This window comes from Nonomuraea sp. NPDC050540 (assembly GCF_044457485.1).
Lineage (GTDB): Bacteria > Actinomycetota > Actinomycetes > Streptosporangiales > Streptosporangiaceae > Nonomuraea.
Window position 1 is genome coordinate 21,334 of the sequence record NZ_JBITHA010000009.1, and the last position, 11,512, is coordinate 32,845.

Sequence of the window (11,512 nt, forward strand, 5' to 3'; positions counted from 1 at the left end):
CGCCGATTCTGCGGAGATGGAGGCCGTTTGCGGAGATGGAGTCACTCCAGGATTTCTATCTCCGCAAGCATTTCCCCAGGTCAGACATGATCATGCGGAGTTGTGGAGATGCGGAGATGTTTCAGCCTCCGCATGTAGGAGCGCACACAATCGCCCCCGCACTCCGGCAAGAGCGACGCGATAGTTCCCGCCCGAAACGGCCCCGGCGAGTCAGCGTCTCCCGACATCCAGCCCGCCCTCCCGAAGGAGCACTTCGCCATGCCCGCAACCCGTTCAACGAAATACGAGTGGCTCACAGTCGGTGAAGTATGCACCGAGCTGCGGATCTCCCGGCGCTCGTGGGACCGCTGGCGGGAGCAAGGAACTGGCCCCAAGGCCGTCCGACTCGCGAGAAACGGCCCGATCCGCGTCCGCCGTGACTGGCTGGACGCCTGGCTTGACGCCCAGGCGGCTGCATGAAGAGCTACCAGGTCCGCTTCTGGAACATCCAGACCAGGAAAGGCCGTCGCCGCCCCCACATTGTCCGCTGGGTGGTGGAGAGCTTCGAGTTCAACGAGGCATTCACCACGACCGGCCTGGCCGACTCCTTCCGCTCCCAGCTCGTCACCGCCGCACGCGCCGGGGAAGCGTTCGACACCGAAAGCGGCTTACCCGACTCCATGCACCGGGAAAAGCAGGCCGTTACGTGGCTCGTCCACGCGGTCGACTACGTGGAGATGAAGTGGCGCAAGGCGTCACCCAACTCCCGACGCTCCATCATCGAAACGATGCTCGCAGTGTCGCCCGTGCTCGTTCTCGACAAGCGCGGCGCACCGGCCGTCCCGATTTTGCGTGCGGCCCTGAGGTGGGCGTTCATCCCCTCCCGGGACGAGGAGCAGGCGCCCGAAGAGCTGCAGACTGCCTTGGCATGGCTCCGCCGTAACTCGATAGCGATCACCGAGTTGACCGCCCGCCGCACCCTGGACAGGGCATTGACGGCCTGCAGCACCAAACTCGACGGCGGCCAAGCGGCGCCCGAGTACCACCGCAGGATGCGTCGCGTGTTCTACAACAGCCTGCGTTTCGCGGTTGCCCGCGAGCGCCTGCGGGATAACCCGCTCGACTCCCCCGCGGTGAAACAGGACTGGGCGCAGCCCAAAATGGACCTCGCCGTCGACCCGCGGGTTGTCGGCAATCCGCGCCAGGTCCGCCAGGCGCTCATCGCCTGCAGTTACGTCGGCCGGCGCCAGGGGGGCCGGTTCGTCGCGTTCTTCGGCTGCCTGTACTTCGCGATGATGCGGCCCGCGGAGGCCATACGTCTGCGCGATGTGAACTGCACACTCCCGCAGATCGGATGGGGAAAGCTCATGCTGGACGCCACCACACCCGAGGTGGGCAAGGACTACACCGACAACGGCCGGCTGCACGACGACCGCGGGCTCAAGAACCGCCCCAGGAAAGCCGTCCGGGCCGTTCCGATCCCGCCCGAGTTGGTTGCCCTTCTCCGCCGGCACATCGAACGGTACGGCGTCGCCTACGACGGCCGCCTCTTCCGGTCCGAAAGCGGTAAGCCCGTCCCCAAGTCCACCTACTCCAGGCTGTGGGCCAAACTGAGGCCCCTCGCGCTCACCCCCGAGCAAGTCGCATCCCCCCTCATGGCAAGGCCGTACGACCTGCGCCACGCCGGCGTCACCTGGCGGCTGACCGCCGGCGTGCCGGCCGCCCAAGTCGCAGAGTGGGCCGGCCACAGCGTCGAAGTGCTGCAGAGGATCTACCACCGATGCATGGCCGACTACGACGACCTCTGGATCGACCGCATGAACCAAGCCCGTGACGACCTCGGATGATCTCTGCCCGTGGGCTGCCCGTGGCGGTCGTCATTTGGCGTCTACGGCTGTCGCAACATGGCATGACCGATATCCCGGCCGATCAAGCAAAAAGCCAGGTCAGACGATGTCTGGCCTGGCTGGTAATGGGTGCCCCCTGTAGGATTCGAACCTACGCACCCGGCTCCGGAGGCCGGTGCTCTATCCCCTGAGCTAAGGGGGCTCCAACGAGCCCTAAGGCTATCAGCATCCCGCCACCACTCCGCACACGATAAAGCTCCGGGCACACATCCATCGAAAACCGCACGTGACCACCCCGTCACGGGTTAGCTTCGTGGCCGTGGGCGAGGTACTGGGCAGAGTTCTGGTTGTCGATGATGACGAGGTCATCAGGCAGCTCATCGCGGTCAACCTGACCCTGGAGGGGTTCGAGGTGGAGACGGCCACCGATGGTGCGGACTGTCTGGATCGTGTGCTTGATGTCATGCCCGACGTGGTCACCCTGGATGTGATGATGCCGTGCCTGGACGGGTGGGTTACGGCGCATCGGTTGCGGAGTGATGAGGCTACGAGCCATATCAAGGTGGTTCTGATCACGGCTCGGGCGCAGGATGATGATCGGCGCCGGGGGCTGGGGATCGGGGTGGACGCCTATCTGACCAAGCCGTTCGATCCGGCTGAGCTCATTCAGGTGGTTCGCGATCTGGCTGCTCGGGCTCGTAGCTGAAGATCGGGTTAGGCGGGTTGGTCGGAGAGCAGGCCGCGGGAGCGGGCGGTGGCGGCGGCCTGGGTGCGGGTGGAGGCGTCTAGTTTGCCCAGGATGTTGGAGACGTGGACGCTCACCGTCTTCTGGGCGATGTAGAGGCGTTCTGCTATCTCGCGGTTGGTGAGGCCGTCGGCGACCAGGCGGAGGACTTCGAGTTCGCGGGCGGTCAGGGAGCCGTCGGTCGAGGCGGTGGTGAAGCGGGCCCGGCGGGCGAACTCCTCCAGTGCCGATGCCAGCGGGACCGCCTTCAGGTTGTCGGCGGCGTCCCGGGCGAGCAGCCAGGTGGCCTGCGCGGATTCACGGTCGCCGGTGGAGAGCTGGGCTTCGGCCAGGCGCCAGCGGACTCGGGCCGTCTCGTACACGAAGCCGTAGTCGAACGCTTCCACGACCCTTTCCCACAGGGCCACGTCGTGGCGGCCCTGCACGCGTACCCATTCGGCTTCTACGCGCAGCGCCCACGCGCGGCCCTCCAGGCCCATGGGTCCGCGTTTGCCGTCCGGGCCCGCGACGGCGGTGCGGGCGCGTTCGCGCAGGTCGTCGGCTTCGTCGGTACGGCCCAGCTCCGCCAACGCCCACAATCCGGTGGCGCAGATCCGCAGGTTGGCCGGGTCGGCGGGGATGAGCTGGGACAGGCAGGCCCGTACGTGTTCCCACGCGGCGGTCGGGTCGCCCTTCCACAGGGCGTCCTCGGCGGCGAGGCCGCGCGCCATGTAGGTGACGAGGTCGTTGGACCAGAAGGGGCGCAGCCAGTCGATGCGGGGGCCGACGGCGGGTAGTCCGCGGCCCACCTCCACGAACAGGGCGAACGACGACAGGATCGCCTCGGGGACCGTTCCGACGCGGGCGCCGAAGGTTCCGGCCACACGTTCGGCGTCGTCCCATTCGCCGGCCACGTAATGGATGAGGAAGCGAAGGAAGCGCAGGTCGGTGCCGTACGTACTCCAGTTCAGCCCGTTCTCCTCCGCCAGCCGGATGCCGCTGTCGGTGGCGGAGGCGGCCTCGACGAGGTCGCCCTGCTCGTACAGCAGGCGGGCGCGGGCGAACTCGGCACGCAGGTCCATGGCGAGGATGCCGGAGGTGCGGGAGGTGGCCTGTTCGTAGCGGGCGGCGGCGGTGGAGAAGTCGCCGTCCAGCTCCGACAGCAGGGCGAGGCTGATCAGGGCGCCCTTCTCCGCGTCGGGGACGCCTGCGGAGCGGGCGACTTCCAGGGCTCGGCGGGCGCGGGGGGCGACTTCGGCGTGGCGGTCGGTCCAGGCCAGGGCGCGGGCGCTGGTGGCCAGGGCGCGGGCGAGTTCCGCGGGGGTTCGCGCGGTTTCCACGGCGGTCTCGCCGGCTTGGACCGCGGCGTCGTCCTGGCCCAGTTCGGCCAGGTAGTAGGCCAGGCGTTCGTTGACCTGCGAGGTCTGCGGGAGGGCACGGAGCTGGGTGACGGCGCGGTGGTTGTCGCCGCTGTCGGCGGCCATGATGGCGCTGCGCAGGGCCAGGTCGGCGCGGCCCTCGCCGGCCAGGGACTCGGCGTCGGGAACGCGGTCCCAGAGGCTGAGCGCCTGGTCGTAGTGGCGGTGGGCTTCCGCGGGCGCGCCGAGGCGTTCGGCCTGGCGGCCGGCTTCGGCGGAGGCGGTCAGGGCACCGGACAGGTCGTGGCCCGCCAGGTGGTGGTGGGCCAGTTCGGCGGGCGCGGTGAGCAAGGTGGCGAACGTGGCGTGAAGCCTGGTGCGCTCGCCTGGCAGGAGGTCGGTGTAGACGGCCTCCTGGAGGAGGGCGTGGCGGAAGGCGTAGCCGTACCCGTCGACTCTGAGCAGTCCGCGCGAGACGATCTCGCGCACGGCCTCCTCGAAGTCGGCGAGTGGCAGGCCGGAGACCTCGCGCAGGAGCACGTCCTCGACGCGGCGGCCGGCGACGGCGGCGGCGCGCAGGACGCGCTGGCCGGGCTCGGAGAGGACCTCGACGCGCGACATCAGCAGGCTGGCCAGGCCGTCGGGGAGGGTCTCGCCTTCGGAGAGGGCGGCGTAGAGCTCTTCGGCGTAGAAGGGGTTGCCGTCGGCGCGGCTGACGATCTCGCCGAGTTCGCGACTGTCTATGTCACCGAAGGTGGCGACATAGTCGGAGATTTCGGCTGAGGGCATGGGGCCCACGTCCACCGCGGTCACCGAGGGCAGGCGCTTGAGCTCGGCCAGGACGGAGCGCAGGGGGTGGCGGCGGTGCAGGTCGTCGGTGCGGTAGGTGCCGACGAGGCAGACGCGCTCGCTCTGGAGCATGCGGCTCAGGAACACCAGCAGGTCGCGGGTCGAACGATCGGCCCAATGCAGGTCCTCGATCACGAACAGGACCGGTTGCACCGCGGCCAGCAGGCCCAGCAGCGAGCCGAACAGCCTCTGCTGGGTGAGGCCCGACGACGGCGCGGTCTCGCTGCCCGGCAGCAGCTGCTCCAGGACGGGGCGCTCGGCGATGGCGGCGCGCAGCGTGGGGCCGGCGCCGCGCAGGGCGTCGGCGAGCGGGAGGTATGGGAGGGCATCGCCCAGTTCGGCGCACTGGCCGATCATGACGTTGAAGCCGCGCTCGCGGGCCTGGGCGACGAGCTCGCAGGTCAGGCGGGTCTTGCCGATGCCCGCGTCGCCCCCGACGAGCGCCACGCCGGCGGTGCCGTCGCCGGCGGTTTCGAGCACGCGAACGAGTCTCCTCAGCTCAGCTGAGCGTCCGATAAGAAGACTGTTCACCTCGGCAACTCTATAGGTAACAGAATCATGATTCTTTACGGCACAGCCCCACCCCCGCCACCCGCCGCCGTGCGCCGGCGCCGATCGGGGGGATCGCTTCTCACGTCGGACGGGGCTGGTCACCGTCACGGCCTGTGTCCACCCCCTAAGTGGTCCCCTCTTTACCCCCGACCAGCAAGGCAGACCGGGGCCGGAGGGGTGGACCCCAGGACGCCTACGACCAAGCCCCAGAACGGATGGCCGAGACGGAAGGCCGAGACGGAAGGCGGGGAGCGGACGGGCTCGGAGGCGGATGGGCCGGAGGCGGGGTCCGAAAGCCGCTGGCAGGGGGGCGGGCCCAGGCGGAGGGACGAGGCCGAAGGGCGGCCCGGAGGGGCGGGCGGAGGTACAGGAAGGGAGGGGGAAGCGGCCGGCGAGGAGGGGTGGGGTGGGGATTTGGTGACATATACCCGCAGAGTGGGGCGCGCTTTGCTCGTGGAAAACCCGACGACTTGGACACTGCTGGAGGAAGGGCCAGGAGAACGCTGAGGAGCCCCGATGGATGGTCCGCTGGAGAAGACTGAGCGCGGCCCCGAACCCGCGAAGCTGTCCCTGTCCGTCAACGGCGCCACCCTGGTGGCCGAGGTGGAGCCGCGGGCCAGTCTGCTGGACACCCTGCGCGAGAGCTTCGATCTCACCGGCACCAAGAAGGGCTGCAACCAGGGCGCCTGCGGCGCGTGCACCGTCTGGGTGGACGGCCGTCGAGTGGTCTCCTGTCTGACGTTGGCGGTCGCGTGCGAGGGCAGGGAAGTCACCACGATCGAGGGTCTGGTCGAGCACCCGATGCAGGACGCCTTTCTGGCCTGTGACGCGCTGCAGTGCGGCTACTGCACGCCGGGGCAGATCATGTCGGCGGTCAAGCTGCTGGAGGAGGGCCACGCCGGCGACGACGCCGAGATCGCGGAGTGGATGAGCGGCAACCTGTGCCGTTGCGCCGCCTACCCGCACATCCGCCAGGCGATCCGGGAGGTGCGTGATGGCGGGCACCAATAGACCGGCGCACACCACCCAAGCGCACACGCCCACACATCAAGGCAGGTAACCAGTGCACGCCATCAGTTACGCCAGAGTCGGCGACGTAGCCTCCGCGCTGGCCGAAGGGGCCGATCCGGGGAGCAGGTTTCTGGCCGGCGGGACCACCGAGGTGGACATGCTGCGCATCGGTGTGGCCCGGGAGCGGCGGCTGGTCGACATCAATGATCTGCCGCTCGACACCATCGAGGACCTGCCGGGCGGCGGCCTGCGACTGGGGGCGCTGGCCAGGATGAGTGACGTCGCCGCGGCCCCCGGCGTGCGGGAACGGTTCCCGATGATCGCGCAGGCGTTGGAACTGGGCGCGTCGGCGCAGTTGCGGAACATGGCCTCGATGGGCGGCAACATGATGCAGCGGGTCCGCTGCGGCTACTTTCGCGAGGCCGGCATGCCGTGCAACAAGCGGGAGCCGGGGTCCGGCTGCGCGGCCGAGGGTGGGTTTCATCGGGGGCATGCCGTGCTCGGGACCAGCGAGCATTGTTTCGCGACGCATCCGTCCGACGTCGCGGTGCCGTTGGTGGCGCTGGACGCGGTGATCCACCTGCAGAGCCGGTACGGCGAGCGGTCGATGCCGCTGGAGGACTTCTTCCTGCAACCCGGAGACGCCCCGGAACACGAGCACCCGATCGAGCACGGCGAGCTGATCACCGCGATCGAGGTGCCCGCCGCCCCGGTGGCGCGTACGTCGTTGTACTGGAAGGTGCGTGACCGCGAGTCGTACGAGTTCGCACTGGCCTCGGCGGCCGTGGCGGCCACGGTCACCGACGGGGTCATCCGCGAGGTACGGCTGGCGCTCGGCGGCGTGGCCACCCGCCCGTGGCGGGCCAGGGCGGCGGAACAGCTGCTGACCGGCGGTCCTGCCATCGGCGACGCCTTCGAGGCGGCGGCCGCGGCCGAACTGGCCCCTGCCGTGGGCCACCCGCAGAACGCCTTCAAGATCGAACTGGCCAAACGCACGATCGTGCGGGTCCTGGAAAGGGTGACGGCGGCATGAACAGGACCGCTCAAGCACTGGAAAGGGTGACGGCGGCATGACCACCACGCTCATCGGGCAGCCCGTCACCCGGGTGGACGGCCGTGCCAAGGTGACCGGCGCCGCCAAGTACACCGCCGAAATCTCGCTGCCGGGCATGCGCCACGCGGTCATCGCCGGTTCCGGGATTCCCGCCGGACGCGTCACCGGCATCGACAAGTCCAGGGCCATGGCCGAGCCGGGCGTGCTGGCCGTACTCACGTATGAGGATCTTCCGAAGGTGGCCGCGCAGCCGGTCCTCACGCTCTCGCTGGCCGGCACCGTCGCCCACGGCCAGAGCTTCTTCCCGATGCAGGACCCGGTCATCCACTACGCGGGCCAGCCTGTGGCCATCGTCGTGGGCGAGACGCTGGACGCCGCCACCCGGGGCGCCAAACTGCTGGACGTGAGCTACGAGCGTGCGGAGTCGATCACCGTGATCGACGAGGGCCGCGACCAGGCCTACGTGCCCGAGCGGATCCTGGCCGGCCTGGCACCGGGTCAGATGGGCCGGGGCGACGTGGACGCAGGACTGGCGGCGGCCGAACTGACGGTGGAGGCCACGTTCACGTTCACGGCCAACCACCAGAACCCGCTGGAGATGTCGGCCTCGGTGGCCTCCTGGGACGACGGGCAGCTCACGCTGTGGGACGCGACCCATGGTCCGACCGCCACCCAGATGACGGTCGCGAACCTGCTGGGCATCCCGGCCTCGCGGATCCGGGTGATCACCCGGTTCGTCGGCGGCAGTTTCGGGGCCAAGGCCATGATCTGGGCGCATCCGACGCTGGCCGCCATGACCGCCCAGATCATGCGCAGGCCGATCAAGCTGGCGCTGACGAGAGAGCAAATGTTCACAGGGTGCGGGCTGCGGGAGGACAACGAGCAGACGATCACGCTCGGCGCCGCCGCCGACGGGCGGCTGACCGCGATCCGCCATGAGAAGGTGTCGATCACCTCGGCCTACGACGACTGGGCCGAGCCCGCGCTGAGCGGTTCCGGCGAGCTCTACGCCTGCGACAACTTCGCGGCCGTCTACCACCTCATCAAGGGCAACACGATGACGCCCACGTTCATGCGCGGACCGGGTGAGACGGCGGGGCTGGCCGTACTGGAATGCGCGATGGACGAGCTGGCGGAGCGGGCCGGGCTGGATCCGATCGAGCTGCGGCTGCGCAACCACGCCGACGTCGATCCGGTGAGCGGGCGGCCGTGGTCGAGCAAGGGGCTCAAGGAGTGCTATGAGCGGGGCGCCGAGCTGATCGGGTGGGCCGATCGGGACCCGCGTCCCGGTACGCGGCGCGAGGGCGACTGGCTGATCGGCATGGGAATGGCCACGGCGATCTATCCCGTCTATCCGCTGATGAATCCGCAGCGGGCGCGGGCCCGGCTTTACGCGGACGGCACCGCCGTCATCCAGACCGCCGCGTCCGACATCGGCACCGGCGCGGCCACGGTGCTCACCCAGATCGCCGCCGAGGGGCTCGGGCTGCCGCTGGAGATGGTCAGGGTGGAGTACGGCGACACGTCCCTGCCGTTCCTGGCGGCCTCGGTCGGCTCGACCGGGTCCACGGCGGGCGGCAACGCCGTGCATCTGGCCGCGACGGGCCTGCGGGAGCAGCTCATCGCCCAGGCGGTCCAGGACGAGGGCTCGCCGCTGCACGGCGCGGACCCGGAGCTGGTCGAGGTCGTGGACGGCGTCATGACCGGGCCTTCGGGGTCGGAGAGTTACGGCGAGATGCTCAGCCGCAACTTCGTCCCGGAGACCGAGTACCTGGGCACCTACCAGCATCGCGTCGACGAGGAGCACGCGCTGCTGAACTTCGGCGCCCAGTTCGCCGAGGTGGCCGTGGACGCCGATCTGGGGGTGGTGCGGGTGCGCAGGATGGCCGGGGTGTTCGCGCCCGGCCGCGTGCTGAACCAGAAGACGGCGCGCAGCCAGCTCATGGGCGGCATGATCTGGGGTCTGTCCCAGGCGTTGCTTGAGGCCACGCACATGGACCCGCGCTACGGCCGCTGGGCCAACCCGAGCCTGGGCGACTACCTGGTGCCGGTCAACGCCGACGTGCCCGAGGTGATGGTGGAGACGGTGGAGGTGGACGATCCGTTCGTCAACCCGCTGGGGGTCAAGGGCATCGGGGAGATCGGCATGGTGGGGATGGCGGGCGCGATCGGCAACGCGGTTCACAACGCCACGGGCAGGCGGGTGCGTTCGTTCCCGATCACCATCGAGTCACTGCTCTGACAGCACGAGGTCCGCGCAACGCTCCCCGATCATGATCGCGGGAGCGTTGGTGTTTCCCGAGGTGACCGCGGGCATCACCGAGGCGTCGGCGACGCGCAGTCCGTCGACGCCGAGCACGCGTAGGCGGTGGTCCACGACCGCGCCCATCCGGCAGGTGCCCGCCTGGTGGTGGTAGGTGACGAGCGTGCGCTCGATGTAGGCGGAAAGATCGTCATCGCGGGGGTAGAGCTCACGGCCCAGCTCGGCCCCGATCTCCCTGCACAGTTCCACCGCCGCCCGCATGCACCGCCGGTCGGCCTCCTCGCGCAGGTAGGCGGGGTCGGCCAGCAGCGGCGCCCCCGGGTCCGCGGAGGTGAGGCGGAGCGTGCCCCGGCTCTCCGGCCGGATGATCCCGGCCATCAGCGTGAACGCGTCCGGCGGCCCGCTCATCGTCTCGTCGTACAACGGCACGTGGAAGAAGAGCGGCTGCACGTCCGGCGCGGGCAGGCCGCCGCGGCTGCGCCAGAACAGCTGGCTGTGCATCACGGGCAGCCCGGCCACCGGCGGCGGCACCGGCCCGCGGGCCGCCACGATCACCGGGACCAGCGCGTGGTCGTGCAGGTTCGCGCCGACCGGCAGGTCCGCCCGCACCGGCACGCCGAGCCGGCGTAGCTCGTCGGCCGGTCCGATTCCGCTGAGCATGAGCAGCCGGGGCGACTCCAGGGCGCCCGCGCTCAGCACGACCTGCCCGGCGTACACGCGCTCGCCCGGCCCGACCTCGACCCCGACGCACCGCGACCCCTCGAACAGCAGCCTGGTCACGGCCGCTCCCGTTCTGATCCGCACCCGGCCGCCGCGCAGATAGGCCGCCGCCGTGCTGTGCCGCCGCCCGTCCTTGACGGTGAGCTGGCAGAAGCCCGCCCCGTCCTGCGCCGCGCCGTTGCAGTCCTCGTTGTACGGCAGGCCGAGCCCCACAGCCGCCTCGACCACGGCAGCGTTGACCGGATGCGGACGGTAGTCGGACATCACCCGGACCGGCCCGCCCACGCCGTGATGCTCGGAGGCGCCCCGGTCGAAGTCCTCCAGCCGCTTGAAGACCGGCAGCACCTCCGGCCAGGTCCATCCCGGTCCCCAGTCGTAGTCGGCCGGGTTGCCGCGTACGAAGATCATGCCGTTGAGCGAGGAGGAGCCGCCCAGCACCCGCCCGCGCGGCCAGCGCAGCCGCCGCCCGCTGAGCCCGGCCTGCGGCGTGGTGAGGTAGTCGTAGTCCTCCGCGCCGCCCCACAGCCGGAAGACCCCGCCCGGGTCGTGGATGTCGGGATTGCCGTCGGGACCGCCCGCCTCCAGCAGCAGCACGGACAGCCCTTCGACCTCGGCCAGCCGCCCGGCGAGCGCCGCCCCGGCCGACCCGGCTCCGACGACCACCACGTCAGCGCTCTCCATCGGGACAGCTCCTTTTCGGACGATGAGGAAAGCTATATGATTTCATAGACGACTTCATGGAGGAAGGATTGCCATGACCGGCAAGAACCTGGACGCCGTCCGTGAGTCCTACGCCGCCTCGGCCCGCGGCGACATCGAAGGCATCCTGGCCCTCCTCGCGCCGGACGCCCGCTGGACCGAGATGGCCGGATTCCCGTACGCGGGCACGTACGTGGGCCGTGAGGAGGTGCTGAAGGGCGTCTTCTCCCGCCTGGGCGCCGAATGGGCGGACTACCGGGCCGACCCCGAGGAGTACGTGGACGGCGGCGACACCATCGTGGCGATCGGCTTCTACAGCGGCGTCTACCGGGCCACCGGCAAGGCGATGCGGGTCCGCTTCACCCACGTCTGGAAGCTGCGGGACGGGGTGGCCGTCAGCTTCGAGCAGTTCACCGACACCGCGCTGGTGGCCGAGGCCCTGAGCGCGTAGGGCAC

At 69.9% G+C, this 11,512-nt stretch carries 9 protein-coding genes and 1 tRNA gene; 7 read left to right on the forward strand and 3 right to left on the reverse strand.

Annotated features, from left to right (window positions below; translation table 11 throughout):
• Window positions 1-258: 258 nt before the first annotated feature.
• Both ACIBI5_RS29165 and ACIBI5_RS29170 read left to right on the forward strand, forming a co-directional pair.
• A complete protein-coding gene (locus tag ACIBI5_RS29165) occupies window positions 259-459 on the forward strand; it encodes a helix-turn-helix transcriptional regulator (RefSeq protein ID WP_397251936.1) in 201 nt (66 codons plus the stop codon).
• Entirely contained in the window at window positions 456-1,826 is a 1,371-nt protein-coding gene (locus tag ACIBI5_RS29170; RefSeq protein ID WP_397251937.1) for a tyrosine-type recombinase/integrase, read from the forward strand. The genes ACIBI5_RS29165 and ACIBI5_RS29170 overlap by 4 nt, the downstream gene beginning before the upstream one ends.
• A gap of 130 nt (window positions 1,827-1,956) precedes the next feature.
• Here the strand turns inward: ACIBI5_RS29170 and ACIBI5_RS29175 are convergent.
• Window positions 1,957-2,028: transfer RNA gene (locus tag ACIBI5_RS29175), tRNA-Arg, on the reverse strand.
• 117 nt (window positions 2,029-2,145) lie between these two features.
• On the opposite strand from ACIBI5_RS29175, the gene ACIBI5_RS29180 reads away from it, so the two are divergent.
• Entirely contained in the window at window positions 2,146-2,532 is a 387-nt protein-coding gene (locus ACIBI5_RS29180; protein WP_397251938.1) for a response regulator transcription factor, read from the forward strand.
• A gap of 8 nt (window positions 2,533-2,540) precedes the next feature.
• On the opposite strand, the gene ACIBI5_RS29185 is transcribed toward ACIBI5_RS29180, so the two are convergent.
• On the reverse strand, window positions 2,541-5,288 hold the full coding sequence (locus ACIBI5_RS29185) for an AAA family ATPase (RefSeq protein ID WP_397251939.1): 2,748 nt from the start codon (window positions 5,286-5,288) through the stop codon (window positions 2,541-2,543).
• Between the two features lie 537 nt (window positions 5,289-5,825).
• On the opposite strand from ACIBI5_RS29185, the gene ACIBI5_RS29190 reads away from it, so the two are divergent.
• Genes ACIBI5_RS29190 through ACIBI5_RS29200 form a run of 3 tightly spaced genes read left to right on the forward strand, consistent with a single transcriptional unit; the run spans window position 5,826 to window position 9,616 of the window.
• Window positions 5,826-6,320 carry a (2Fe-2S)-binding protein gene (locus ACIBI5_RS29190; protein ID WP_397251940.1) on the forward strand — a complete coding sequence of 165 codons (495 nt, stop codon included), beginning with the start codon at window positions 5,826-5,828 and terminating at the stop codon, window positions 6,318-6,320.
• Window positions 6,321-6,372: 52 nt separating this feature from the next.
• Window positions 6,373-7,353, forward strand: coding sequence for an FAD binding domain-containing protein (locus tag ACIBI5_RS29195; protein WP_397251941.1), 981 nt, complete (start codon window positions 6,373-6,375; stop codon window positions 7,351-7,353).
• Window positions 7,354-7,390: 37 nt separating this feature from the next.
• Complete coding sequence (locus ACIBI5_RS29200) at window positions 7,391-9,616, forward strand: xanthine dehydrogenase family protein molybdopterin-binding subunit (RefSeq protein ID WP_397251942.1); 2,226 nt, start codon at window positions 7,391-7,393, stop codon at window positions 9,614-9,616.
• On the opposite strand, the gene ACIBI5_RS29205 is transcribed toward ACIBI5_RS29200, so the two are convergent.
• Entirely contained in the window at window positions 9,605-11,038 is a 1,434-nt protein-coding gene (locus ACIBI5_RS29205) for a GMC family oxidoreductase (RefSeq protein WP_397251943.1), read from the reverse strand. The genes ACIBI5_RS29200 and ACIBI5_RS29205 overlap by 12 nt on opposite strands.
• Before the next feature lie 73 nt (window positions 11,039-11,111).
• On the opposite strand from ACIBI5_RS29205, the gene ACIBI5_RS29210 reads away from it, so the two are divergent.
• Window positions 11,112-11,507 (forward strand): nuclear transport factor 2 family protein, encoded by a 396-nt coding sequence (locus tag ACIBI5_RS29210; protein ID WP_397251944.1) that lies wholly within the window; start codon window positions 11,112-11,114, stop codon window positions 11,505-11,507.
• Window positions 11,508-11,512 lie beyond the last annotated feature (5 nt).

Excerpts from the sequence above, each read along its gene's own strand:
- ACIBI5_RS29165 (WP_397251936.1), top strand. The coding sequence starts at position 259 with ATGCCCGCAACCCGTTCAACGAAATACGAGTGGCTCACAGTCGGTGAA.
- ACIBI5_RS29205 (WP_397251943.1), bottom strand. The coding sequence starts at position 11,038 with ATGGAGAGCGCTGACGTGGTGGTCGTCGGAGCCGGGTCGGCCGGGGCG.
- ACIBI5_RS29200 (WP_397251942.1), top strand. The coding sequence starts at position 7,391 with ATGACCACCACGCTCATCGGGCAGCCCGTCACCCGGGTGGACGGCCGT.
- ACIBI5_RS29190 (WP_397251940.1), top strand. The coding sequence starts at position 5,826 with ATGGATGGTCCGCTGGAGAAGACTGAGCGCGGCCCCGAACCCGCGAAG.
- ACIBI5_RS29210 (WP_397251944.1), top strand. The coding sequence starts at position 11,112 with ATGACCGGCAAGAACCTGGACGCCGTCCGTGAGTCCTACGCCGCCTCG.
- ACIBI5_RS29170 (WP_397251937.1), top strand. The coding sequence starts at position 456 with ATGAAGAGCTACCAGGTCCGCTTCTGGAACATCCAGACCAGGAAAGGC.